The sequence below is a fragment of the Vibrio sp. 1CM24A genome (assembly GCF_023161725.1).
GTDB classification, from domain to species: domain Bacteria; phylum Pseudomonadota; class Gammaproteobacteria; order Enterobacterales; family Vibrionaceae; genus Vibrio; species Vibrio coralliirubri.
On sequence record NZ_JALNTS010000003.1, the window covers coordinates 38,422 to 64,418 of the forward strand.

The 25,997-nt window shown below is 43.9% G+C and carries 23 protein-coding genes; 12 read left to right on the forward strand and 11 right to left on the reverse strand.

What is annotated here, in order from left to right; translation table 11 throughout:
- Position 1: 1 nt before the first annotated feature.
- On the reverse strand, positions 2-871 hold the full coding sequence (locus MSG38_RS07735; RefSeq protein ID WP_048611669.1) for a LysR family transcriptional regulator: 870 nt from the start codon (positions 869-871) through the stop codon (positions 2-4).
- A 209-nt stretch (positions 872-1,080) separates the two neighbouring features.
- On the opposite strand from MSG38_RS07735, the gene MSG38_RS07740 reads away from it, so the two are divergent.
- Positions 1,081-1,428, forward strand: a complete 348-nt coding sequence (locus tag MSG38_RS07740; RefSeq protein ID WP_048613063.1) for a DUF3316 domain-containing protein — start codon at positions 1,081-1,083, stop codon at positions 1,426-1,428.
- Positions 1,429-1,603: 175 nt separating this feature from the next.
- Here the strand turns inward: MSG38_RS07740 and MSG38_RS07745 are convergent, their stop codons facing one another.
- Positions 1,604-3,241 carry a methyl-accepting chemotaxis protein gene (locus MSG38_RS07745; protein WP_050643733.1) on the reverse strand — a complete coding sequence of 546 codons (1,638 nt, stop codon included), beginning with the start codon at positions 3,239-3,241 and terminating at the stop codon, positions 1,604-1,606.
- Positions 3,242-3,500: 259 nt separating this feature from the next.
- Between MSG38_RS07745 and MSG38_RS07750 the strand changes: the two genes are divergently transcribed.
- Complete coding sequence (locus tag MSG38_RS07750) at positions 3,501-3,926, forward strand: DUF3010 family protein (protein ID WP_248401528.1); 426 nt, start codon at positions 3,501-3,503, stop codon at positions 3,924-3,926.
- Positions 3,927-4,030: 104 nt separating this feature from the next.
- Here the strand turns inward: MSG38_RS07750 and MSG38_RS07755 are convergent, their stop codons facing one another.
- On the reverse strand, positions 4,031-4,930 hold the full coding sequence (locus tag MSG38_RS07755; RefSeq protein WP_248401530.1) for a DMT family transporter: 900 nt from the start codon (positions 4,928-4,930) through the stop codon (positions 4,031-4,033).
- 124 nt (positions 4,931-5,054) lie between these two features.
- On the opposite strand from MSG38_RS07755, the gene MSG38_RS07760 reads away from it, so the two are divergent.
- The 4 genes from MSG38_RS07760 to MSG38_RS07775 all read left to right on the forward strand — a co-directional run bounded on the left by MSG38_RS07760 (position 5,055) and on the right by MSG38_RS07775 (position 10,403).
- A complete protein-coding gene (locus tag MSG38_RS07760; RefSeq protein ID WP_248401531.1) occupies positions 5,055-6,482 on the forward strand; it encodes a PLP-dependent aminotransferase family protein in 1,428 nt (475 codons plus the stop codon).
- A 119-nt stretch (positions 6,483-6,601) separates the two neighbouring features.
- Positions 6,602-7,606 (forward strand): LacI family DNA-binding transcriptional regulator, encoded by a 1,005-nt coding sequence (locus tag MSG38_RS07765; RefSeq protein ID WP_248401532.1) that lies wholly within the window; start codon positions 6,602-6,604, stop codon positions 7,604-7,606.
- 145 nt (positions 7,607-7,751) lie between these two features.
- Complete coding sequence (nhaC, locus tag MSG38_RS07770; protein ID WP_248401533.1) at positions 7,752-9,215, forward strand: Na+/H+ antiporter NhaC; 1,464 nt, start codon at positions 7,752-7,754, stop codon at positions 9,213-9,215.
- A 12-nt stretch (positions 9,216-9,227) separates the two neighbouring features.
- Positions 9,228-10,403: a MalY/PatB family protein gene (locus tag MSG38_RS07775; protein WP_248401535.1), complete on the forward strand. Its 1,176-nt coding sequence runs from the start codon at positions 9,228-9,230 to the stop codon at positions 10,401-10,403.
- A gap of 111 nt (positions 10,404-10,514) precedes the next feature.
- Here the strand turns inward: MSG38_RS07775 and MSG38_RS07780 are convergent, their stop codons facing one another.
- The 3 genes from MSG38_RS07780 to MSG38_RS07790 form a co-directional block, all read right to left on the reverse strand.
- The gene (locus MSG38_RS07780) at positions 10,515-11,063 is read right to left on the reverse strand and encodes a carboxymuconolactone decarboxylase family protein (protein WP_050651355.1); all 549 of its coding nucleotides are present in this window, start codon (positions 11,061-11,063) and stop codon (positions 10,515-10,517) included.
- A 236-nt stretch (positions 11,064-11,299) separates the two neighbouring features.
- Complete coding sequence (locus tag MSG38_RS07785; RefSeq protein ID WP_248401537.1) at positions 11,300-11,869, reverse strand: N-acetyltransferase; 570 nt, start codon at positions 11,867-11,869, stop codon at positions 11,300-11,302.
- Positions 11,870-13,105 (reverse strand): MerR family transcriptional regulator, encoded by a 1,236-nt coding sequence (locus MSG38_RS07790; protein ID WP_248366317.1) that lies wholly within the window; start codon positions 13,103-13,105, stop codon positions 11,870-11,872.
- A 680-nt stretch (positions 13,106-13,785) separates the two neighbouring features.
- Between MSG38_RS07790 and MSG38_RS07795 the strand changes: the two genes are divergently transcribed.
- Together MSG38_RS07795 and MSG38_RS07800 are read left to right on the forward strand one after the other, a co-directional pair.
- Positions 13,786-14,559, forward strand: coding sequence for an EAL domain-containing protein (locus MSG38_RS07795; protein ID WP_248401539.1), 774 nt, complete (start codon positions 13,786-13,788; stop codon positions 14,557-14,559).
- A 253-nt stretch (positions 14,560-14,812) separates the two neighbouring features.
- On the forward strand, positions 14,813-15,232 hold the full coding sequence (locus MSG38_RS07800; protein ID WP_240326200.1) for an AraC family transcriptional regulator: 420 nt from the start codon (positions 14,813-14,815) through the stop codon (positions 15,230-15,232).
- A gap of 71 nt (positions 15,233-15,303) precedes the next feature.
- Here MSG38_RS07800 and yidZ read toward each other — a convergent pair whose 3' ends face one another.
- Positions 15,304-16,290, reverse strand: a complete 987-nt coding sequence (gene yidZ, locus MSG38_RS07805) for an HTH-type transcriptional regulator YidZ (protein WP_248401541.1) — start codon at positions 16,288-16,290, stop codon at positions 15,304-15,306.
- Positions 16,265-17,467: an MFS transporter gene (locus MSG38_RS07810; RefSeq protein WP_248401545.1), complete on the reverse strand. Its 1,203-nt coding sequence runs from the start codon at positions 17,465-17,467 to the stop codon at positions 16,265-16,267. The genes yidZ and MSG38_RS07810 overlap by 26 nt, the downstream gene beginning before the upstream one ends.
- 436 nt (positions 17,468-17,903) lie before the next feature.
- On the opposite strand from MSG38_RS07810, the gene MSG38_RS07815 reads away from it, so the two are divergent.
- Positions 17,904-19,067 carry an aromatic amino acid transport family protein gene (locus MSG38_RS07815; RefSeq protein WP_248401724.1) on the forward strand — a complete coding sequence of 388 codons (1,164 nt, stop codon included), beginning with the start codon at positions 17,904-17,906 and terminating at the stop codon, positions 19,065-19,067.
- A 152-nt stretch (positions 19,068-19,219) separates the two neighbouring features.
- Here MSG38_RS07815 and MSG38_RS07820 read toward each other — a convergent pair whose 3' ends face one another.
- Positions 19,220-19,657: a MarR family transcriptional regulator gene (locus tag MSG38_RS07820; RefSeq protein WP_017092224.1), complete on the reverse strand. Its 438-nt coding sequence runs from the start codon at positions 19,655-19,657 to the stop codon at positions 19,220-19,222.
- A 128-nt stretch (positions 19,658-19,785) separates the two neighbouring features.
- Here MSG38_RS07820 and MSG38_RS07825 point away from each other — a divergent pair, with 128 nt between their 5' ends.
- The gene (locus tag MSG38_RS07825; RefSeq protein WP_050651346.1) at positions 19,786-20,208 is read left to right on the forward strand and encodes an organic hydroperoxide resistance protein; all 423 of its coding nucleotides are present in this window, start codon (positions 19,786-19,788) and stop codon (positions 20,206-20,208) included.
- A 110-nt stretch (positions 20,209-20,318) separates the two neighbouring features.
- On the opposite strand, the gene MSG38_RS07830 is transcribed toward MSG38_RS07825, so the two are convergent.
- On the reverse strand, positions 20,319-22,298 hold the full coding sequence (locus tag MSG38_RS07830; RefSeq protein WP_248401546.1) for a methyl-accepting chemotaxis protein: 1,980 nt from the start codon (positions 22,296-22,298) through the stop codon (positions 20,319-20,321).
- 494 nt (positions 22,299-22,792) lie between these two features.
- Here MSG38_RS07830 and MSG38_RS07835 point away from each other — a divergent pair, with 494 nt between their 5' ends.
- Together MSG38_RS07835 and MSG38_RS07840 are read left to right on the forward strand one after the other, a co-directional pair.
- Entirely contained in the window at positions 22,793-22,966 is a 174-nt protein-coding gene (locus MSG38_RS07835; RefSeq protein WP_017061661.1) for a hypothetical protein, read from the forward strand.
- A gap of 138 nt (positions 22,967-23,104) precedes the next feature.
- Entirely contained in the window at positions 23,105-23,689 is a 585-nt protein-coding gene (locus MSG38_RS07840) for a TetR/AcrR family transcriptional regulator (protein WP_017087226.1), read from the forward strand.
- Positions 23,690-23,814: 125 nt separating this feature from the next.
- Here MSG38_RS07840 and MSG38_RS07845 read toward each other — a convergent pair whose 3' ends face one another.
- A complete protein-coding gene (locus tag MSG38_RS07845; RefSeq protein ID WP_248401547.1) occupies positions 23,815-25,680 on the reverse strand; it encodes a fructose-specific PTS transporter subunit EIIC in 1,866 nt (621 codons plus the stop codon).
- Positions 25,681-25,997 lie beyond the last annotated feature (317 nt).

The following is a 25,997-nucleotide window of genomic DNA, read 5'->3' on the forward strand; positions in this document are numbered from 1 at the left end:
ACTAATCCAATTGCTCAGAAAGGAAGTCCACCAGCAGACGAACCTTTGAAGATAAGTTGCGGTTCTGAGGATAAAGCGCCCATATCCCTTCCTTGTCGTCTCGATAATCGGACAGCACCTCAACCAACTCACCAGAATCAAGGTCTTCACTCACGTAGTATTCAGGTAACTGCACCAAGCCAATGCTCTGCTTAGCGGCGTCTAACAAGGCTAAACCACTGTTGCACTTAATGCGTCCGTTAACACGAACTGAGCGAGGTCGGCCATTTTCTTTGAAACGCCAATGTTCAAATCCACCGACTAAACATTGGTGATTATTTAATTCAGACAATGTGTGCGGCTCGCCATAACGTTCAATGTATTCGGGGCTTGCACATACATAAAGTTGGCGTTGAGAGAGCTTCTTTGCCACAAGGCTTGAGTCTTCTAATCGGCCAAGACGAATCGCCACATCAACACCCGAATCGATAAGATCGAGTTTTTGATTAGTCAGCATCAGCTCAAGCTCTACTTGCGGGTGAAGCTTTAAGAATTGATGCAGTATTGGGGCGAGTTGGCGCTCACCATAGGTCACAGGCGCAGTGACTTTCAGTAAGCCTTTTGGCGTGGATTGCATCTGCGTGACCGCAAGCTCAGCAATTTCTAAGCCCTCGACCAGTAACTTACATTGTTGGTAATAGAGTTGCCCGGCTTCTGTAAGAGAAACCTTACGTGTCGTTCGATTGAGCAATTTCACTGCGAGTCGTTCTTCGAGGTTTGCTACTCTACGACTGATTTGAGCCACCGACGTAGCGAGTTTCTGCGCCGCACCAGTAAAGCTTTCACGCTCTGCCACTGCAACAAACTCACTTACCCCTTCCCAATTGGCCATGCCTTTACCTTATGCTGAACTTTGGTTACCCATACAGTGTATTGAAGTTAGATATCAGTGTCACCTTGCTTGATATGCGCTGTGCATTAATCTTCGGCATCTATAGTCATTCCCTTACAGAAACATATTTTTGTCCTAACATTAATCTCATCCCCTATTGCTAGGGTGAGAATCTCTAAAACACTAGTACAACAAGGTAAGGTATCCCTATGAAGAAATTAATCATACTTGCATCAACTCTTGTACTCAGCACCACAGCGTTTGCAGCAACTAAAACAACGATTCAAGAAACAACGCTAAAATCTGATACATTTGTTACTGAAGCGGAAGCATACGATGCAGGCACCAACCTTATGGATGAGTTAAGCGCAAAAACACCTTTTGAGCTTTCAAGAGAACTGCCACAGTTCCAACAGACAACCAAATACGATTCGTTCAAGATTGATGACGCGAACATGGAAGTGAAAAAAATCACTAACATGAACGGCGATATCCATTACCAAGCGAACGTAAAAGTTGACTACCGTTACACATACAAAGACGGTCGTAGCAGCTAAAACTGAATGATTGATTTGGTCTAAAAACCGATCACATAGTCAAAAGACTGATCACCTAGCCAAAAAGAAAGCCCGCACTCATAGAGTACGGGCTTTTTTGTCGTTCAACGCTGATTAATGGGACTCAATACGAGCAACCATTATCAGCTCATATTCGTCTGTCTAATTTTGAAAATTACACTTCAAACTGAGACACAAGGCTATCAAGCGCTTCACACTGTTCGGCCAATGCCATGCATGCATTTTCTGCGCTGCTTGCCATCTCAACCATTTGCATAGTGCTTTCTGCGATGCGTTGAACATTCTTATTCACTTCTTCAGACACTTGAGACTGTTGCGAAGCCGCCGTAGCGATTTGTGTGTTCATGTCATTCATCTTACCGATTGAGTTTCGAATCTCACTCAATGAAGACGCTGCAGTTCCTGCTTGAACAATGGTTTTCTCGCCACTCACTTTGCTTTCAGTCATTACACCAACCGCGTGTTTAGCACCCACTTCTAAGCGTTCAATCATTGATTGGATTTCGCCAGTGCTGTCTTGAGTTTTACTCGCAAGCGCACGAACTTCATCAGCCACAACCGCAAAGCCACGACCTTGTTCACCCGCTCGTGCCGCTTCAATTGCCGCATTCAAAGCAAGTAGGTTGGTTTGTTCTGCAATGCCTTTGATCACGCCAAGGATTGAGGCGATGTTCTTCACGTCTGTGTCCAGTTCTTGAACCACACCACCCGCGTTCTCGATATCTTGCGCCAGGCGTTCAATCGAGGTCACGGTTAAACCAAGCGTGGTATCAGCCGATTCCACTTCATGGTTTGCAACGTTACTTGCGGTTGCCGCGTCTAATGCATTACCACTCACCACTTCACTGGTAGCTTGCATCTCATGAACCGCCGCAGCTACCACTTCACTTTCTCGCTGCTGATTTGAAGAGAACTCAGCAACACTCTGGGTTAACGATTTAATATTTTCCATTTCAGCGCGTACCGCATTCGAAGTAAAAATAACTTGTTCGACGGTGACATGGATCTTGCCAACAAACTGGTTGAAGGCAGAACTTAAACGAGCAATCTCATCATTACCTTCGACCTTCATACGTTGAGATAAGTTACCGTCTCCCGATGCGATCTCATTCATTGCTTTCTCTACGTTCTGGATTGGCTGAACGATAAAGCGATTTGATAACCACATCGCGAAAAGTGCAGCGAAAACAGCAACCGCCATACCCACTTCAATGATCAACTTACTCGATTCAATAGAGTCATCCGCTTGCTGGCGAAGCTCTTTCTGTTTCAGTTCGATCAGAGTTCGAATATCGCGCAGTTGCGTACGAATGATCGCAAACTCAGCATCGAGCGCTGTCGAGTAATCAATATTGTATTGGTCTGCGTTTGCCGGATCAGCGAACATTGGCTCGTGCAGTGCCACCCACTTGCTCATCGCGTTAACAAGCTTTGATAACTCGCCACGTGAAGATGGATCCAACACGCCCGCTTGATACAAGGTTTCGACACTTTGAAAACGAGGAACCGCTTTGTAAGCGTTGTCTTTAAATTCAAACTTTTGATACTCGATCGCTGCTTGGTCTTTGGCAAGTAACAGGCCTTGTGCCGAAGCGATAATCTGGTAGATATCTCGGTAGCCATCTTCTAGGTTATCTAGCACTGGCTGAACCACGTTATTGAGCTCGTTATTAATCGCAGCTTGAGCATTTGATCTGATAACGTTGAGCACAGTAACGGTAGAAAAAACAATCACAATCACCAACAGCGGGATCGCGATTTTACTCTTAATCGAAAGATTATTGATATTCATTGGGATTAATAACCACACTTAAAATAGGGATGCGCGCGCAATATACAGCACACATATGAAATCCCGCTAAGCTTTTGTGAGCCTCATCTCATAGCAAACGATACCGTAAATTAGTGTGATGATTTTTCAATCAAAAGTTAACTTTCGGCGACTAAAATACACTCTGATTTAGACTTATTTGCTGCTGATACGCGCAAATACTGGAGAAGTGTTAGAAATAACACCATAATGTAGGGCTCTAAAATAAGTAGGTAAGAACATGAAAATTTGTGGTGTTGAAATCAAAGGTAACGATGCAGTCATCTGTCTTCTTTCTCTATCAGATGGTGTATTTAACATTCCTGATTGCCGAGTTTCTAAAGTTTCAATTAGCGACGCAAACGACACACAGAATATGAAAGACTTTCAATTCTCTTTTGCAAAGTTAATGGAAGATTACCAAGTAGACAAAGTTGTGATTCGTCAACGCCAAACTAAAGGCAAATTTGCTGGCGGTGGCTTTGGTTTCAAACTAGAAGCAGCAATTCAACTGATCGACGGCCTAGACGTAGCCGTTGTATCGCCTGCTGACATCAAAGAGAGCCTTAAGCGTAACCCTCTAATGATGAAGTTCAAAGAAACTGGCCTTAAGCAATACCAAGAAGCACCGTTTACAACGGCATACGCTTGCTTGATGAAGCGCTAATCAAAAGTCGCTAGCCAATATTTGATACAGAAAGAGCCTGAATATTCAGGCTCTTTTTTGTTTCTAATAATCAGCTTTAAGTAGAGTGAGTTTTGGTATACAAACTACCGCTCTAACACTGTTCGTCTGCGAGCCTTAATCCATTCTGGCTTCCTCACCACCAAATAAACCGCAGCGGCAGACAAGGCGAAGCCCATCGCGCCATAGATGTCGAACGACTCACCGAAAATAAGCCAAGCTTGAATTGCTGTCGTCGGTGGCACGAGATAGAACACCGATGCCACACTTGAAGATGCGCCATGCTCTACCATGTAAAGCAGCAATAATATGGCAACACAAGACAAAACAACCACCAGCCAGATTAGAGTTAACGTAAATTCTACAGTCCAGTTCACTTGCATCGTTTCGTAACGCATTGCGAACGGCAGAAACAGCGCAGCAGAAGCCAAGTATTGCACCATCGCACCGCCGACCATATCGATCCCCTGACAAAAGCGCTTCTGATACAGAGTCCCGCAGGTAATGCCAACCAAAGAAACCAAACACAATAACGTTGCCAAGCCTTTTTGGTCGTCTGACTGCCATTCAATATTGCCCATCAACACCAAACTGATACCCGCAAAGCCGAGCGCTAACCCCAACCACTGTGCAAAATTAAAACGCTGCGAAGTACAGCTGATCATAATCAAGGCGGTAAGAATCGGTTGTAAGCCAACAAGTAGAGAGCTCAACCCGGCGGGCATACCCATATCAATCGCCAGATAGGTGCCACCAAGGTAGAAACCATGAATCAAGATGCCGACTACACTAGCGTGGAAGAATGCTCGACCACGAGGAATACGACGCTTAAGGATTGCAATCAAAACCAAGAACAGCGCCACGTTGGCTACCATCCTCAATGAAAGTAATGTTGCGGGTTCCGCGTATTCCACACCAAGACGCGCGCCGACAAAACCTGACGACCACAATATTACAAACACAAACGGAATCATTTTAATCAGCATTACAAACCTCTGGTCAACTCTTCATCAATGCTGTTACCTTAGTTGGGTACAGATAACTAATAAAGATACAGATATAACACTTTTAATGGTTACAGATTGAGAATGAGTAACGAGGGAGAAAAACGTGGAAGCAGAACTCAGCGGCAATAAATACCTTGCTACCGAACAACATATTAAGGCTCAGATCGATAAGGGACTCTTTCATCCAGACGATCGCCTTCCCTCAATCCGTCAACTAAGCGAACAGCTTGGCGTGAGTAAAAATACCGTTATTCGCGCCTACCAAGAACTGGAAGCGACAGGCTGGGTTTATTCAGTACCTAAATCTGGCTATCGCGTGAAAACACCGAACACCACCAGCTGGGATGCATCAAGCCAACCTCAAAAAGTCGATCTGTTGTCTGTCACCAAATCGGTACTCTCTCGTCCAAAAGGTCGTCTGAAACTATTGGCAGGCTCGGCACACCCGAACATCAACAACCCTGCGATTCGAAGCTTGTATGCCGAAATCGGTCGCCACAGTCGATTACAAACTCAATTGCCCGGTTATTACCAACTGCCTCCCGGCGACGAGAAATTAGTAAAGCAATTGTTAAAGATCACCTATGATCTTGGTGTACCTGCGGGATCGAAAGAGATTGCGATTACTCATGGTGCTCAACAGGCAATCAGTTTAGCACTACGTGCGCTCACCAAGCCCGGTGACATCGTGGCGGTCGAGTCGCCCTGTTATTTCGGTAATCTACTTTTACTTGAATCACTTGGCTTGCAAGCCCTTGAAATACCAAGCAGCGTCAGCCACGGAATCGACATTCCTTCGCTACAAAGTGCACTGGATCAATGGGAAGTGAAAACCTTACTGCTAACGCCAAACTTTACCAATCCAACGGGTTCACGGATGCCATTGGCGAATCGAAAGGCATTACTGGAGATAACCGGATCTTTGCCGATTATCGAAGACGATGTGTTCGGTAGCTTGGCATTCGACACACCAATCGCGAGCCTCAAAGAGCTTGATGACCAAGATAGAGTCATCTACGTCAACTCACTGTCTAAAACATTAGACTCACGCTTGCGAATCGGTTGGTTACTGTCTGGGCGCTACCAACCTTTGGTCGAAAAGTACCTTTTATGCGACAACATGGGCAGCTCAAACCTAATGCAATCGGCGGTGGGGCAATTCCTCACGACCGGCAAATACCGCAGTCACTTATCCAAAATGAAGCGGCTCTACCAAACCAATCAAAAGCAATTCCAAAGCCTGTTAATACAAGCACTAGATAGCCACCCACACCTTGTCGGGCAATACCACCTATCAAAACCGGAAGGCTCTTTTTTAAACTGGATAACATTGCCTGAGTCGGTCGATAGCTACGCAGTCTATCAAGACTGTTTAAAGCATAAGCTCGGGATCTTACCAGGAACAGTATTTGGCACCAACGACCAATATAAACATTGCCTGCGCTTCACTGTCGCCAATATTGAAGAGAGCAAAGAGTGGAAAGAAGGGGTTGTGACACTAGCGAAGATAATCGCTAAACACGTACGTTAGATATTTCCAATATTCGACTAATATTCTCAGTCCAGAGTTAATAGCTTTGACCTTACTAACATATTAAACATTAGAGATTCGCTACACTCGCAGCCTTTCTATGCTTGGCAGAATTAAACGTGGCAACAATAAAAGATGTAGCAGCACTTGCAGGGGTTTCAACAGCAACGGTTTCTCGTGTATTAAACCGAACCTGCTACGTTGAACCTATCACGCTAGAGCGCGTAGAACGTGCAGTAAAAGAGCTCAATTACCACAAAGATGCTCGCGCAACAGCCTTGGCAAGTAGAAGCAGCAATACGCTTGGATTATTGACGGGCAACCTTGCCGACCCATTTTTTGCGCTGGTCGCGAAGAGTGTCGAGGAAGTGGCTAGAACCAATGGCTATCAATTGGTCGTGGTAAGTGGCGGACACAATGCTCAGCGAGAAAAAGAAGGCCTCGACTTTCTTATCAGCCAAGGTTGTGAAGCTATGGTCATTCATTCAAAGATGCTCGATGACACCACATTGCTGCGTTACTCCGCTCAATTACCTGCAATGGTTTTACTCAACCGCACGATTGCTCAAATATCGAATCGCTCCGTATGGATAGATAATAAACTCGGAGCTCAAATATCAGTACAACACCTCATCGAGATGGGTCATCGAAAAATCGCCTATGTCTCGAGCGACCTTCCAATCCAAGACAGAACAGACCGTTTACAAGGCTACCAAGAAGCTATGAAAGCGGCCAATATCGAAATACAACCTAACTGGATCATCAACCAAAACTTTAGTGAATCAGGTGGTGAAGCGGCAGGTGACATATTGGTAAACCAATGCCCAGAGGTCACAGCCGCAGTCACCTTCAATGATGTCATGGCTGCAGGCTTAATGACGAGCTTGCAAGATCAAGGCATCTCGGTTCCCAACGATATTTCAGTCATCGGCTTTGATGATGTTTTGCTCGCTCGCTACCTTTACCCTCGGCTAACCACCATGCACAACCCTATCGACGAGATGTCAACTTATGCAGCTAACCTTGCCATAAAACTTAAAGCAGCAGGATACGCGCCTCCTAAGCAACATAAGTTCGAAGCGACACTGGTTGAAAGGCAAACGGTTAAGTCAATCAAGCACTAAAATGAGACAAAATGTGACCAAAATCTCATGTACACACCTCATGTAACCGCTTACATGAAAACAGCATTGAAGTCGCACTTCCGATTTCAGAGCACGCTTATTATCCATTCCGAACAAACCCTACATTCACCTGAGGACAACAAATATGAATAACTCAAAGCCTCTACCATCGTTCGGATTAGCATTAGCACCTATAGCCGTTATGTTTGCGCTGCTTGCTATTGGATACGGTGTTTTAGGACTTCGCATTGAAGTTCTGCTACTCATTTCTGCGACTTTCACTGCATGTATTGCTTGGAAGATGGGCTACAACTGGGATGACATCATCAACGCCATTGTTGAGAAACTCGCAAAAGCGATGCCTGTTATCTTGATATTAGTTTCGGTGGGCGGTCTTATCGCAAGCTGGATGATCAGTGGCACCATCCCTTACATGGTTTACTGGGGGCTTAAAGTCATCAGTGCTGAATACATACTCATTGCTGCCTTTTTTGTTACTTCTGTTGTCTCTGTATGTACTGGTACATCTTGGGGATCTGCGGGTACCGTTGGTGTTGCACTTATGGGCGTTGCGGCGGGTTTAGATGTGTCACTGGCTGCAGCTGCCGGCGCTGTTGTCTCTGGTGCATACTTTGGCGACAAGATCTCCCCTCTTTCTGATTCAACAAACTTTGCGCCTGTCGTTTCAGGCACCACATTGTACGAACATATTCAGCACATGCTTTACACAACGCTGCCTGGTTTTGTGATTGCTTCTGTTGTCTTTTTCTTCGCTGGCCAAAGTGCAGATATCGCGAACGTAGGTGAACCAGAAAAGGTCACTCAAATTCTTGCGGGACTGGATAGCCTATACAACTTCAATATCCTTTTGATCATCCCACCAGTAATGATCCTTTGGGGTGCGTTAACCAAAAAGCCTGTTCTGCCACTGATGTTAGGTGCGTCTGCCCTAGCGATTGTATTAGGTATGGTTCTACAAGGTTTCTCTCTTCAACAAGGTTTCCAAGCTTATGTCGACGGCTTCAATGTCGCTCTGTTTGAAGCGAAAGGTACAGCGATTGATGGACTAATTCCTGATGTGTCCAAGCTGCTAAACCGTGGTGGTTTGTTCTCAATGATGAGCACCATCCTACTGGTTTTCTGTGCGTTCTCTTTTGCAGGTGTTCTAAGCCTAACCGGTGCATTAAATGTGGTACTAGGTCGTTTCTTGCATATGATTCACTCAACAGGACAACTTATCGCATCAACTGTGATCGCGACGATTACAGTAGTTTTCACGACATCTGACGGCAAACTAGCCCTTCTTATTCCAGGTGAATTATTCCAAAACGCTTACCGTAAAATGGGGCTAGACACTAAAAACCTATCTAGAACCATCGAAGATGCAGGCACAATCATCGAACCACTGGTTCCTTGGACTGCTGCAGGTATTTACATGGCGAGTACGCTAGGTGTTGCAACGCTAGATTACCTACCTTGGGCAATCCAATGTTACACCGGTGTCGTTTTCGCTCTGATTTATGGCTTCACTGGGTTTGGTATTGCACGTGCAAAGCCTGAACAATCAGAAGACTCCGTAGAAACTTCTCTAGCTCACAGCACTAAGTAAGGCTCACATCCTATGAATTCTTTCGACAATACGATTAACCGCCGAAACACAGGATCGGTAAAGTGGGACTTTATGGAGCAGAAGCTTGGCTTAGAAGGCACCGACTTGCTACCTATGTGGGTGTCTGATTATGATTTTCAAGCACCTCAACAAGTATTAGAACGGTTAGCTCAAGATATTTCGCATGGTATTTTTGGTTACTCAGAACGTCAAGATGACTACTACCAAGCCGCGATCGATTGGTTTAAAAACCAACATCAAACACAAATCAAACGAGATTGGATTACAACGGTGCATGGCGTTTTGCCCGGTATTGCTATGGCGTTGCAAATGCTCACGCAAGTGAATGATCAAATCGTAATTCAAAGCCCGGGCTACGGTTCATTCCGTAAGATCATCGAACTAAATGATCGTAAGGTGTTGAACAATCCATTGATTGAATCAGAAGGTCATTACCAGCTTGATTTCGCACACTTGGAAGACTGCTTTGCGAGTGGCGCCAAAGTGTTGATTTTCTGCAACCCACACAACCCAACAGGCAGAGCATGGAGCGAGCAAGAAATAATGCAAGTTGCCAAGCTTTGCCAAAAATACGATGTGTGGCTAATCAGTGATGAAATTTGGAGTGACCTAGCACTCACACCGAATACATTCCATTCAACATTGAAACTACCAAGTTCGCTAACCAACAAACTTATTGTGGCGACTGCGGCCAGTAAGACTTTTGGCTTGTCATCATTGAGAATCTCTAACTTCATCATTCCCAATGCAGAATTGAAGGAGCAGTTTGTTCGCCGTTTAGATGCTCATGGTATGGATTGCTTCAACAACCTATCGATGTCAGCGGCAACCACTGCTTATCAAGAATGTGAGACTTGGTTAGAGGGCTTAAAGCAATACCTGCAAGACAACATAGAAACGCTAAACGGATTCTTAAAAACAGAGTTGCCTCATATTCGTTTCACAAAACCCGAAGCGACTTACCTTGCATGGCTTGATTGCCGAGCCATGAAACTAAGTGATACTGAGCTTGAGCAAAAACTCATTGCAGCCGGAATTGTACCGAGTATGGGGAGTGCCTTTGGCGAGGAAGGTTCAGGGTTTATTCGTTTGAACCTAGGGTGTCCTGCAGAAGTAATAGCAGACGCTTTGGTGCGACTTAAAGTAGCATTTAGTGAAGATAGGTAAGCAATAAGAAAACGTAACCCAATCAAAACAACAAAGCCCCACTCAACTGAGCGGGGCTTTCATAATTCTCATATCTTGAATTGCTTAAATACGATGGTTAGTTAAATGCGATTAACCTTGCCAAGCGAACTGTTCAAATACTTTGTCTACAGGCGTTTTAGCAACGTGGTTTACGTAGTTACTGATCACTTTCTGAGACAGGCCAAGAATCACTTCTAGCACTTGTTGCTGACCGTAGCCCGCTTCGAAAAATGCTGCCATTTCACTTTCAGGTACATTGCCGCGGTTACGTACCATGCTCAGCGTAAAATCATGCAGTGCTTGCAGCTTTTCAGTGGGTAGAGCTGTGCGATTACGCAGTGCTTCGGTGATTGCAGGATCAACCTTCATTGTATGTGCGATACCTGTGTGAGCTGGAACGCAGTAGTGGCACTCGTGTTCAACGTTGATGGTTTGCCAAACAACCGTTAGCTCTTCCGCATCGAAAGATGAGTCGCTAAACGCCTGATGAAGCTGAGTGTAAGCCTTAAGTGTGTTTGGAGATTCAGCCAACACACCAAACAAGCCCGGCACTCTGCCCATCTGCTTTTTAGCGCCTTCAAGAATAGGTTGGCTTTGCTCTGGCGCGGATTCTACTGAGTGAATTTTGAAGTTGCTCATGGCTCTATCCCTATCAATTTACGGTTCTAAAGTTATTCAATCACGGAGCAATTAATGAATGTTCTCCGTTGGTGTGAAAACAATATAGATCAAATAAGAACGATCGTTCAAGTATTATTTTGAACAGTCGTTCAAATTATACATTGAAGCCTGACGGATATCTTTTGTTCATAACAAGAAAGCCCAACAGGCAACACCTGATGGGCTCTCTCTTTTTCTCAATTTTTTGCAAGCGACTACCAATATTCGGGGTGAGACAAAGCTTCAACACAGCTCGACTTGCCACTTGTTACTTTGATTTCACCACCAGTCAACGATTGAGCTAACCAACCGTGAGAGAAACTCAATTCAAAGGGCGCTGGGACTTGCTCAACGGTAATTTGCCCAAAGCCCACTTTTGAATAGTAATCAGGATCACCGTACGTTACTGCAAGCTCAACACCCCGCTCTTTTAGAACCTGCAAACCGAAGTTAATCAGCTTTTGGCCAATACCGCGCTTTTGCACCTGAGTGCTCACCGCGACTGGCGAAAGCAAATATGCCTTGGTTTCATCATCAAATGAAAGCGGCGTAAAGATAATCGCGCCCACAATAGTGCTAACCGTATCCGACTCACTAAAATCGTCTTCAGCAACAAAGCAAAGTAGCTCTGTCGGAGCTGTAGTCGTTAAAAGATCGTAGGCAAGTTTACCCACTGTTTTACCTTCGTTCTCGCCTTCTGAATCCGTAAAGGTTTGAGTGAAAACTTGAGTGATCGTTTCGATTTCGTTTGAATTATATTGCCTAAATTTCATGGTGTTACTCACTTACTTTAATTTCTTGAGCACAAAGAACTGATAATCAAAATCACGTTGATCAGAAACTTTAGAAGGCTGTTGACCCAAACCGTTCTTTGATGTGCTGCTATCGAAAAATTGTTTAACTTCATTGTCGCAATCGACGAGCGCTTTTGAGTTCGGCATCGTTGCTTTAAGCGCTTCTATTCGCTTTTGAAAGGGCTGGTAATACGCAAGCCAACCAGCGACACTCATTGCAAAGTGATCCAAAACTTCATAACCCGCTGCTTTTGCCTGTTTAATACGCTCGGAAACCGTCGTCATGTCTGGGTACTCTTTCTGCCAGAACGCTTTGCTCGATTCGTTAGGTTGTTCGGTATTCCACACCAAATCATTAACGACCAATATGCCGTCATCCCTGAGTAAATTTCGCCACTGCTTTAGCGCCTTTTCAACACCCATGATGTAAGCGCTGCCTTCCGACCAAATTAGGTCAAACGACTTAGCTTCAAACGGCAGATCCATCATGCTCGCGCACACGGTTTGGACGTTGCTTTTTAAGCCAAGAGCCTGTGCTTGCTGAGTCAGAATATCTAAGCTCGGTTGATCATTATCTACCGCCGTTATGTGCACATCCGCTTGATGTTCTACTATGGCTTTCGCTAACACAGAGGTGGCAATGCCTTTACCACAACCGATCTCAAGCACATGTTTGGGAGAAACTGGAACTTGTGCCAGCGCCTCTAGAGTATCTTCCGCGGTTCCTGGCCCTAAACGCTGTAAACCCGCAAAGATCACCTCAAAATCCGCCATGTACTGGTCATGATCGTTCATGTCTTTTGAAAGCCATTTCAGTCGCAGTGCTTGCTTCTCATCAAAGCCTTGCTTAATGAGCCAATCGAGATGCGCATCAGGCGCCACCTTGTCCATCGATTCATGCCAATCTTGCAAACCACTCTCGCCTAACAGGGCCGATAAAAGATCTCTCGAACGCTGTTTCTGAGCGATCTCTTCATCCAATTGTTCGAGTCGGTTTTGTAACAAGGAGCGGTCAACCTTGGCATCCAAACACGCCTGACACTCCTTCAACGTCAGGCCACCCGCTTGTAACTGCTGCAACAACTTCACACGCTGCAAGTCGCGTTCGGAATAACTTCGATAACCATTACTGGTACGTTGATCTTCAATCAAACCCAACTTTCCATAGTACAAAAGCGTTGAACGACTCAGGCCAACGAGCTCCGCTAATTCAGATATGCGATACATGCACTTCTCCCTCATTTCTATTTATAAGATAAACTATGAAGCTGTAGTCAGGTCAACACTTACTAGATTATATTCGCGTATGGAATGTACCCAACAAATTTTTCGGACAATATAATAAACCGCGGCAGTTTAATAATTCTTAGAAATCTACCGGGTTACCTAAATAGAATTCAATTATTGCGCCCCCTTCCAGTGGATTTAACAAAAAATACACACAAATACGATAACGGAACAGCCAACTGTTAAGTGTTAAGTGTTAAGTGTTAAGTGTTACCATTCGGGTAAACGGTTGCTTCAAACGAACGTCTTAAGATCAAGATTCAATTTCAGAACAATTTAACCTCTAAAAAAGAAGCCAAGACCTCAAAAATGTGAAGCTCAGCACTTTATAAATTTACATTTTGAACCAAAATCACATTATGATTTAGATAAATCTAAATTACAGCGTGACATAGATCACCAAAAGTAAACTATCTGTATAACGATCGGTTTATGACAAGAAATACAAACAAGTGTGCAACATACAGGTTCAACTATATAGATACTCGAAAGTCAAATTTATGGCGATTTTCATTAATTACAAAATTGACTCATTTTTTTATAAAATTTACGCAATCAGTAGACAGAAAGCACACCCATATGGATGATAAACCAAAACAATAAAAAGATTGATGTGAATTATGTTAAAGCTAGAATCAAACAATAATAAAATTACTATTTACGACAGTGATGCATTTATCCAATTAGAGTTCTTATTTCAGCCTATTGTTGATTTAAAAACAAAAAAAATAAAACATCTTGAGATCTTGTCCAAGGTTTTGAGCGAATCAGGAGAAACCTACAATAATGAGGAGTTTTTTTCTAATGCTGATGATGAATTTATTAAGCTAGTATCTCTTCATCAATTGAAATACTGTTCTATCAAAAAGATAAGAGTACCTGTAACAATAAATCTAACTTTATCATGCTTAGAGGATCGCTCGTTTTTAAAGCAAGTCACAGAATTAAAACAAGTTAATTTTGGTATAGAAATAACTGAAATAAACTGTGATCTCCGTTCTCTCCGACTTAAGAATAATTTAAAATTTTTAAAGCGACACAATGTTAATTTATTTTTAGATGATTATTTCCATAAAAATGATGCTGCTAATCTAACTCTTGGTTTTATTGATTGGGACTACATAAAAATAGACAAGTCATTTCTATATTACAATTTTGACGATGTGAGATCGTTAGATCACCTTATGAGTGTAATCTCTCCTTATGCTAATAAGCGCCTTATTTTAGAAGGAGTAGAAACAGCTCTTCAACACGAAGCTTTAAGGAATTTCGATGTCTTAGTTCAAGGCTTTTACTACTCTCCACCACAAAGTTGGGATGAGATTAACAAATTACTTCTTCTGAATAAAAACAGTTCATATGATAAAAATAAGAAAATTACAGAGCAACATTAATCAAATGAAAACTGGGAGATTCGTATCTAGATCAAGGCACATTATCAAAATATATGGGTTCTATGGAGCTATATCCTATCCTGGAAATGTTGTCTTGGTAGAGGGTGAAAAGATACTGAATATTCCCGAAAATACGATAGTCAACTTTTCAACAAAAAAAGACCTATCCGACAATTTTTCCATATACCTTATAAAAACAAAGGTTATATGTGATGTGAATTTATACAATCAGATTTCACCTCACATAATTTCAATGCTAAGTATCATAGAAAATAGTGTTGAAGACGCTGACTTTTTATTTAGGTTAATAAACAAAGATGCAGAGAGAGTTTATAAGAAGTCAAAACGAGAAGAAGATAACTACCTATCAAACAAAGTTTACGATTTGATATCCAAAAACCCTCAAAATCATTGGACCGTTAACGAAATCTGTAGGCACCTGTACTTATCAAAAGCAACACTGGTAAGACGAGTCCAACAAGAAAATACGACACTGTCAGAGCTAATTCTTTCAGCAAGAATGCATAGGGCCGTGTGTCTAATGTTCAACAAAAGTTATAGCATAAAGCAAGTTGCCTACCTTACCGGCTTTTCTAGTACGTCATATTTCTGTAAAAAATTTAAGGATACTTACGGAAGCTCTCCTAAACAGTTTATGACTTTAATGCGTTAAACTTATTCGAAGGAAGAAAAGTACGCACTCGTTGTACTAGATATTCTCCCAATTCTAAGCAGATTAAATTTTTATAACACAAAATGTTCGGGAGCATCTACCACTTGAAACTGGTAAAGCTCTCTGAGCGTGTCTTTTAACCATAGAACGATCGGATTGTAGGCATTGCGTTTGTGCCAAATCATAGTGAATGGGATCAGCAGCTTATTGGCATTTTCTTCGTCTAACGGGATGGGTAAGCAGGTAAGATTGGGGTGAAGTTGCTCTGCATAGCGTCGGCAGTAGTTGGGCGCAACCGTCGTCATGTTGTGATTGGATTGAGCCGCCATAAACAGAGACTGCTCGAAGCCTGCAAGCGTAAGGGCAATGTTTCGGTCTAGTTGCAGATCAGTAAGCACTTCATCCAGTGCCCACGTTTCGCTTTTTTCCCACACAATATTGATATGAGGGTATTTGAGGAAAGCCTCAAGGTTCCACTCTTCCTGTAAGGCTGGGTGATCTTTTCTGAGATACACGACTGGCATGTCGTGGAACAGAACCTCGAAATCGATGAAGTATGGCAGCGCGTCTAAGGACTCTTTTGAGCGAGGATGGCTTTCTCGTCCTGAAAAGCCAATATCTGATTCGCCACGTACGATGGAATCTATCGAATCGTAGTCCCAATTACGCATTTTAATCTTCGCATTGGGATAGCGTTGATACACGCTTTGCGTCAGCTCGTTAAGCATGATTAACGACAGTGGGGATTCCGCCTCTAGATTCAATCGCACATCTTTCGGCGCATCGTCACCACGAGTCGTGAGAATTTGGCTACCAATCTGCAGCCAGTCTTGAAGATCTTTCACCATGCTTAGCGCAAGTGGTGTCGGCGTTAAACCTCTTGGTGTTTTCACAAACAAGGGGTCATCGAACCAATCTCGAAGCTTGGTCAGTGATTTACTTACCGTTGAAGGTGTGACATTAAGCTTTTTGGCAGCTTTTGAAACACTCTGCTCTTGCAGCAGCAATTGCAGAGTGAATAACAGATTCAGATCAAGACGAGCTAGTGGCTTCTTCATAATCACTTTTAACTTGGGAAGGACTTACCCATAGTATTAGAGCAATACTGATAACTCCACCAGCAGCCAGTATAAATACCAACATATTCAATGCACTGAACCCGAGCACGCCCATCAACCAGATAAACAGTGCCGACGTACACACCTGAGAAACGCCCAATATCGAGCTCGCGACACCTGCTCGTTGTGAATAACAACTCAATGCTTGGCTCATCGCGACACCAAAACCTAGCGAGAAACCACCACACACAAAAGCAAAGCCTAGCAGGGTTACATAATGCCCTAACCCACCATCAATCGATGCAAGCAGCTGGATAGCCGCTATCACAAAGCACGCTTGAGATGTCAACATCAGGCTTTTCTGCTTAAACACATTCAGTGCAAACGGCGCAGAGAACGACACCAGCATACTGACTAATGCTGTGAGAGCCATGGTGTAAGAGTATTGACCACGGTCGAAGCCAAGCTCGGTCATGATCAGCATTGGAGAAACATTTACGTAAGTCAGAATCGCCGTCACTCCCAAACTGGTAATAATCACTCGGCTGATAAACAAGGGTTCCTTAAAAGTTTCGGTTGAAGATGATTGAGACACAAAAGCCTGTGCTACTTCCGAATCTTTTCTATTCGGCTTAGTTTCTCTTAGTACTAACACCGACAACAAACACACCACTACTCCCATACTCGCCATGGTCGTGAACAGACTCGGCCAAGGGTATACCGTCATGATTAAGTGACCGATCACCGGCGCAAGCACTGGCACGATGCAGGTAATACCATTCATCATCGACAGCACCTTGGCGCGCTTTGGGTCGTCTAACACATCTCGCAAAATGGCGAATGCCACTACATAACATGACCCCGCGCCAACACCTTGGAAAAAGCGCACCGCTAGAAACGGCTCCGCGCTGGTCACAATTCCACCTAACATTGAAGAGATAGCAAAGACAATCGCACCGAAAATCGCGACAGGCTTTCTTCCTACATTGTCGGCAAATTTACCGGCGAACAGCATGGTGGTTGCCATGCCCGCAAGATAGATAGAAAACGCCACATGGAGCTGCGCCTCCGAGGCATTTAAATCAACAGCGATTTGAGGCAAACCAACCAAATACAAATCAATCGCCGTTGGATACAAAAGAACAAGTGCAAAACTACAAAACAGAAAACGATACATAACACCCTCACATAATTGGTGTGAGGATAATAAGAGCGAAACGCCAAACTACCGAGTGGCATCTACGACAACGGATCTTTCCATTTACGACAAACCATCAGTATGTGGCACAGGCGACAGACAAGAATTAACGAAATAAGCAAGGTTTTGATCGTGTTTCGATGAAATTAAGAGGCAGATTTGTCAGTCATAAACTGCAGGTTATTAAGCAGAGAATAATCTGTAAAAGTTATCAGAAAGCTAAAATCAGTCACTCAGTGAATACTTAAATCGACCATACATATACACCAGAAATTCCTGCTTAAATTTTTTAGAAAAATTCAAAATTTATTAGAAATTAACCCCTAACTTTACTGAGTAATTTGTTAGGCTTGGCAACAAATATTTACAATCCAACAAAAAATTAATTGGATACTTTGAGGTTGCTTTCTTGAATATGAAATTATTCGGCAGTTCTTTGATTCTGTCAGGAACTGCATTAGGGGCTGGCATGCTTGCTATTCCCATGGTGTTGGCCCAATTTGGCTTCATGATCAGCTCAGTGCTGATGCTACTTATCTTTATCGGCACCACATACTCTGCACTCCTCCTGGCAGAAGCATGCACTAAAACTAAAGACAACAGTGGCATGAGCAGTGTTGCTTACCTCACTCTGGGCAGCAAAGGTAAACACTTTATCAATGCACTCTTTTACCTGTTGCTAGTATGCATGTTGATCGCTTATATCTTGGGTGTCGGTGACATCATTCATAAGCTACTGCTCGACGTTGGTGTCGATGTATCAGCATCCGTTGCGTATACCATTTTCAGCCTATTGATGGGCGCTATCGTCGTCTCAGGCAAGTCTTATATCGACAAACTGAATCGCGGGCTATTCATCTTGATGGTCGTGATGTTGTTTATCGTTATTGCATCCTTGTTTAGCAACATTCGCCTTGATTACCTGACTCAAACCAGCCAATACACGGCCAACGATGTGGTGCAGTACAGCGCAGTTATCTTTACTAGCTTTGCCTCTATGGTGGTGATCCCGTCACTGGTTATCTACAACCGTGAAGCGACTCAAAAGCAAATCCGCAATATGATTCTGCTTGGATCAGTGATTCCGCTAGTGTGCTACCTCACTTGGTTGTTCGCGATTATCGGTAACCTTGGCACAGACGCGATCAGCCAGTTCCACAATATCTCTGAGTTGATCTCTGCGTTCAGCGGCCAATCTGCTTGGTTGAAAGTGGTGATCGCTCTGTTCTCTGCTTTAGCCTTGGTGACTTCTTTCCTCGGCGTGTCGATGGCGCTTTACGACCAAAACAAAGACGCGGTGACCAACAACAAAGCGTTGGCTTATGCGCTGACCTTCATTTTGCCTTTAGTATTAGCAGAGCTGTTCGCTAGCCAGTTTGTAAGCATGTTGGACTACGCAGGTATGGTGCTGGTGTTCCTAGCTATCTGGGGCCCACTCGCAATGGTGGTTAAGGTTCGTAGACCAGACTTCCCTCACCTAAAAACCGAAGGCAGCTATACAGCAGCCGGTGGCGACACGGCACTAATGGCAACATTCGGTTTTGGTGCGTTGATTTTCGTGTCTTGGTTTATGGGTTAGATCCCAATCGAATGGACTATCTGTTGCTATTTAGAAGACAGCAGATACAAATAGCCCGTTAGCCTTACTCGAATTAGCAATCGTAACTAATTAACAGTAGGACTAACGGGCTTTTTCGTTTTCTTATTACCATTGCCGAAAACTACAAGTACTTACTTGGTCAAATTACCAAGCAATTGCTCACACTGAGCTTTTAGTGATTTAAGCTCATCTTCATTCATCTTAGAAAGACATAGCATTTCTACTGGCACTGTTTGCGCTTGTTCTTTGAGTTCGACCCCGGCAGGTGTCAACGTGATAACTCGAACTCGCTCATCTTCAATACTGCGAGTTCTAAGCACATAACCTTTCACTTCCAAACGCTTGAGTAGTGGCGTCAAGGTGCCTGAATCTAAATGCGTTTTTGCACCTAGCGCTTTGACATTTATCTCTTTCTCTTCCCAAAGCACCATCATCACAATGTATTGCAAGTAAGTAAGATCAAGTGCTTTCAGCAAAGGTTGATACGCTCTACTCATTGCATTCGACGCACTATACAGCGCGAAACACACCTGATTATCCAACTTTAGATAGTCATCTTGGTCACTCATAACCACCTCACCAATAAATTAAATTGCGCACAATATACTTGCGCGCTCAAATTTTATCAATTAAGCTAGCTTTAAAATTAAATTGTGCGCAATTTAGTTGCACACAATCACAATTAAGGACTAAGACAATGACAACATTCTACACAACTTCTGCTACAGCAACGGCGGGTCGTAACGGCCAAGTTTCTACTGATGACAATCTGCTTTCAGTGGCGTTGAGCTACCCTAAAGAAATGGGCGGTACAGGTGAAGCGACCAACCCTGAACAACTGTTTGCTGCGGGCTACTCTGCGTGTTTCTCAAATGCTCTACTTCACGTTGCAAAAGAGATGAAAATCAAAATCGCATCGGCGCCAACGACTGCAACTGTGGGTATCGGACCAAATGAAAACGGTGGCTTTGCTTTAACTGTTGCTCTATCGATTGAACTCGATTTAGAGCAAGAACAAGCTGTGACGCTTGTGAAAACGGCGCACCAAGTTTGCCCTTACTCAAACGCAGTTCGTGGCAACATTGATGTAAAATTGTCGGTTAACGGACAAGCGCTTTAGCCGCTTCATCCCCTTCCCAAAAAAAAGAAAAAGTACCCCGCTAAAAAAATGTCCCGCACTAGGCGGGACATTTCGTTATATCACTATCAACTTTAACTCTAGCTCTTCTCTTAGCTCTTAAACGTACTCGCAATATCTTTCAATGAAGCTGCTAGCTGAGCTTGTTCTTTGGCTGTTGCAGCTATTTGCGTTGCACCTGTCGTAGATTCTGTCGACTTCTGCTCTACTGCCATCACGTTTTTAGCGATGTCTTGAGTCACTACCGCTTGCTCTTCGGTTGCGGTTGCGATCTGCTCAGTCATGCTAAAGATCTCGCTTACCGATGCTGAGATTCCTTGTAAGGTGTGCTCCACCTCTTTTGAATCCTCAACCGCTTTAGACGACATCTTCTGGCTGTTATCAATCACATTAAACGCGGTTTGCACATCAGACTGTAGCGAGCTGATGAAACCTTCAATTTCAGCTGTCGACTGTTGAGTACGCTGTGCTAGCGTGCGAACTTCATCGGCGACGACGGCGAAACCACGGCCTTGCTCACCCGCACGAGCCGCTTCAATTGCCGCGTTCAACGCAAGTAAGTTGGTTTGTTCTGCTACCGACTTAATCACATCAATCACACTGTTAATGTTGTTGCTGCTTTCGTGTAGGTGCGTGATCTTTTCAGCGAGGTCATTAATTTCAGATGCCAGTTTTTCAATCGAGTGATAAGAATCCTGAACTGTACTCAAACCTTCTTGTGACTGCTCATCGACCATTTTAGCGGAGCTTGCTGTCTGCTGTGTTTTCGCCGCGACTTCGTTTACCGTTGCCGACAGCTCTTCTGTCGCCGTTGCAACCAAGCCAATTTGGTCTTGTTGTTGCACTAGCGTGTTCGAATTGTAGTGACAGGTTTGTGAGGTTTCTTCAGCGGCAGAAGCCAAGGTCAAACTCGATTGAGACAAGTTATCGATGACATTCGAAAACTTCTCTAGCGTTTCGTTGAGTGCAGAAGAGATCAGTCCAAGCTCGCTGTTGCCAACGAACTTAGCACGAACTGTTAAGTCGTTGTCATTACGAACCTTAGACAGCATCACTGTAAGATCTTTTACTCTCATCGTCAGGTCGCTGATCGCCTTATAGCTCACGAAGGTCGCGAACAATGTAATCAAGACAAACAGACCAATACTCATCATCATCGCAGACTGCGCCTCTGACATTTTTTTCTCTGTCAGTGCGATAAGTGACTCTGCTAGGTGGTTTTCTGTTTTCTTTAGCTGAACAATACGAGCGGTAGATTGCGAGAACCAGTACACAGGATCAACATCAAAACCGCTCATCTTAGATTCAGCCAAACCACGAAGCTTTTCTACTTCTGCCACCGAACGATCATTCAATTGTTGTTCAAAGAAACGAACGTTCGCTGGGTTGCTCAACACTTCGAAGTTTGAGAAGTAGGTATTTTGCTCAGTCACCAAAGAGATGAATTTAACCAACATGCCTGGGCCAAATTCATTTTTAGAGAAGGTATTATTTAGGACAGCACGCTCGATACCCGCTCGCTCTTTACCTTGTAAAAAGTTGTAATAAGCGATGGTTTCAGTCGTGATGGCAGCATCAGAGCTAAGCTCAGCAATTAACGCCGATACGCTCAGCAGCTTTGCATTAAGTTTGGTGTAGTAACCCAAAGCCTCAGACAGAGGAATCGATTGAGAATCCACTCGATTTCGAATAGAAGAAAGTTGATTAAGGCTTTGGCTGATCTCTGTATTCAAACGGTTGATCTGTGGCAGTTCGATGTTAGCAGACTGCCAGTAATCGTTTCTTTGGTTGCGTCGGTTGTCAGCACTGGTTCTCTGCGAGGCTAATTCACTGACAAACTTGGTTCCTTGAGAACCAATAAAGCCAGCAGTCATGCCTCGCTCTTTTTGTAACTCATGCACTAACTCACTGTATACAACCGAAAGGCGTGTCAGTTGGTTTAATGAAGACATTTCAGTCTTAGTTTCCACGCCCTTGGATATCGCTGAAACACTGAGCCAGAGAAACCCTAAGATCGGTAAAATAAGCAAAGCGATAATTTTTTGCTTAAAAGACATATCGGTTAATTTCATTTTTATTTCCTAGCAGCTAACAAATCTTTTCAGTCATCTAACTCGCACATCCTTAATAAGATACGCCTCAATTGTGACTGTATAATTATTCAACTTGATCAATGTGCATCAATTACCGTGCCACACAGATCGCGATGCGATGAAGGTAACATTTAACCTTACAGAACACATTGATTTACCGATAAAACTGTTAGCTAAGCGACCTAACGATAACAAAAACACGCGCAACAACATTTAATTGACGCAAGCGACTGAAATATGACACATTTTAACTACCCAAAAGGGGTAGTTCTGCACCAATTATGTGCTCAGAGAAAACGATATATTCAGAACTAAATATAGATTCAACGCTCACCAGCGATTGACTCACAACTAGCCAACTCCCTATTCTGCGCTGATTAACTGTCTATTCCTCGTTAACTAAATATGTATAATGCCGAATTATTAAAGTAGAGATTCGCAATAAATATGCGACAAAAACTGAGAGACATTGTATGGATTGTCCCGCTTGCGAAGAACATATCGGTTGGGAATGGGTAGAAGAAGCGGCCATTGAGCCCAATGAGGAATTCGATTGTCCAGAGTGCGAAGCAACATTGATGTACACCATCGATGAAGGCACCTACTACGGCGCTCAGCACAAGACCGTAGAAGTTATTGATGATTAAGAGATTTCCTGATGATCGAGACGTTTTATTAACTCTTTTATGTACTAAGCCTGTGCAAAGCAGCCAAACACACCTTTACTAGAACGGGCGTTCAGCATAAAATATTGAACATATGTTCAGATTAATGAAGTAGATGTTATGGCTAAAACCGCTAAGTTCGATAGACAAGACGTAGTAGATAAAGCAACGAACCTGTATTGGGAAAAGGGCTTTCACGCGACTTCTATGCGTAACCTGCAAGACGTGATTGATATGCGCCCAGGCAGCATCTACGCGACGTTCGGCAGCAAAGAAGGTTTGTTTAAAGAGACACTTGCTCGCTATACCGAACTTGGCATCCTGAATCTGAACCGCTTCCGCAGTGAAACCGAATCGCCTATCAAAGCGTTGGAAAACTTCGTAAAACGCGCCGTTGTCGAATCGAAACAGAGCGCGCCAAATGGCATGTGTATGCTGGCTAAAACGGTCGCTGAACTGACTGATGAACACGCAGAGTTATTAGCAGAAGCAAAGAAATCACTCAAGATCATGGAAGGTGAATTCGCCAAGCTGATTGCAGAATCACAAGAATTGGGTGAGATAAGCAAAGAGCGCGAGCCGACTCAACTCGCTCGTCATGTTCAGGTTCAAATCGCAGGCCTGCGTACCTACGCCAAAACTTGTGACGATATCGATTTACTCAACTCAATGGTTGAAGACGTATTTAAGTACCACCCTTTTTAGTGTCTGACCTGATAGATTGGGCACAATACCAAAAGACTCCACTTTCGCCTTAACAGGTCTGAGCGGAGTCTTTTTAGTTTTGATCTAGTTAACTTTATAGATGATAAACTTTGCGGTTTAAAGAGTTACACCTTTCTCATGATCAACGCCTGAGCATTAAGCATTGCTTCCTTAGTACTGACATCCAAGGTTTTCACGTTCGCAAAGCGTTCAACTTCTTTAATCGCCACATCGTGAGCAAAGATCACCAACCTCGCCCTTTCAATGTCTTTCTGTGTAATGCGATTGCCTATCCCGTTGGCACCTTGTGTTTCGACTTTAATCCGAACCCCAAGATGATGCGCCGCCTTTTCTAAAGACTTCGCTGCTAAGAAAGTGTGGGCAACACCAGATGGACAAGAAGTGATCGCCAATACATCCGCTTGCCCCTCTTCCGTTACCGAACCACCGGTAAACTGATTAGAATTCACTTCACCTTCGACTACGTTCTTCTTCAGAAGAATCACGATCAGGGCTGTCGTTAGAGCACCTGCTAGTGTGCCAACGATATAGCCAATTTTTCCGTCAACCACAGGCAAAACAATCCAGCCACCCCATGGTGCATGATTTACCACATGGAACATAAAGCCAACTACGTTACCGACAATACCACCAGCCACGACAGCAGGCAGTACACGTGCAGGGTCGGCGGCAGCAAATGGAATCGCACCTTCACTGATGCCGATCATTCCCATGATGCCTGCGGCTTTTCCGGCTTCGCGTTCGTCGCGTTTAAACTTCTTCGGCGATATAAAAGTCGCGAGAGCCATGCCGAGTGGTGGCGTACAAATCGCAATGCCGACGCCTCCCATCAACCAAGGCTGGGTGTTCACTTGAGTTTGAGCAAACAACGTAGCAACCTTGTTGATTGGGCCGCCCATATCAAAAGCCGTCATCGCACCTAAAATACTGCCGAGCACCATTTTTCCTGAGCCTGCCATACCCGTGAGCATTTGGTTCATCTCTAGCATCACTTGGGCTATCGGGGAACCAATCACCCACATCACCGCACCACAAGTAACGAAGGTGCCAACCAGTGGATAGATGAAGATAGAGCTTAGCGAGATCATACTATCCGGCAGTTTGATCTTCTTAAGTAGATTCACCACAAAACCAGCGAAGAAACCGACCACTATCGCTCCAAGAAAACCAGTGTTGTATTGATTCACCGCAACCCAAGAACCAATCATACCGGGCGCTAAACCCGGTTTGTCGGCCATTGAGTATGCGATGTAACCGCCTAGAACAGCGGTAAACAGGGTTAAGCCTGCGATACCCATCTGTGCGATGTCTGCCAGAATACCGCTCTCTGGTACTGCGCCGTGACCCGACATCATCACCGACAAAGACAACAACACACCGCCCGCAACCACGAATGGGATCATGTGCGAAGTGCCGTATAAGAGGTGTTCTTTTAGGCGATTGAGAGATTGCGCCCAAGGGCTGAGCGGCTCGACATACACTTCATGATGGCTAGAGGCACAGCTATCGAAGGAATCTGAATTGGCTTCGAGAAATAGCTCTTGAGCTTCCTCAACCGACTCGACTGCCTTTAATTTTGTAACAAAGCCATCTTCGATCAATTTGGTCGAGATCTGAGCCAACACCTCGATATGATGGTCATCATTGTTGTCTGGTGAAGCGAGCATAAAGAACACGTCGGACAGTTCACCGCCATCAGCACCATAATCAATACCAGTTCGACTTATACCTACTGCGACAGCAGGTTTAGCAACGGCGGTACTTTTCGCATGTGGAATCGCAATACCATCATCAAAACCCGTATTACCAATGGCCTCACGCTTCCAGATATCATCAAGGAATTCACTTTTATTCGAGAGCTTACCAGCGCGATCGAGTAACTCAACAAGCTCTTCAAATACTGCCTGTTTTGAGTCTGCTTGTAGCTCCAAACAGATAATCTCGGGCTCGATAATATTAGTGATATCCATGGTCTATTCTGCCTCGCCTGATTTCAGACTGAAGTAATTAGGTTCTTCCGACCTAAATTAAAATTTCGATGTTAATAAGATGAAAAGATTAACGGTGTGAAGGCACTCAATATATAGGACGAAAGGTGCATTAACTGGATTATTGTAACCAAGAACTCAGAGTGTGACTTTCACCTTGGAATAAAAAACGGCAATCCATAAAATCCATAGAACCCATAAACATATCGCCCCTCCTCTATGCGAGCTTTCCATACTGGATTTCCCACGCAAGATGGCTTTTACAAAATAGCTTCTGAAAGGTAGCTTATGTAACGTAA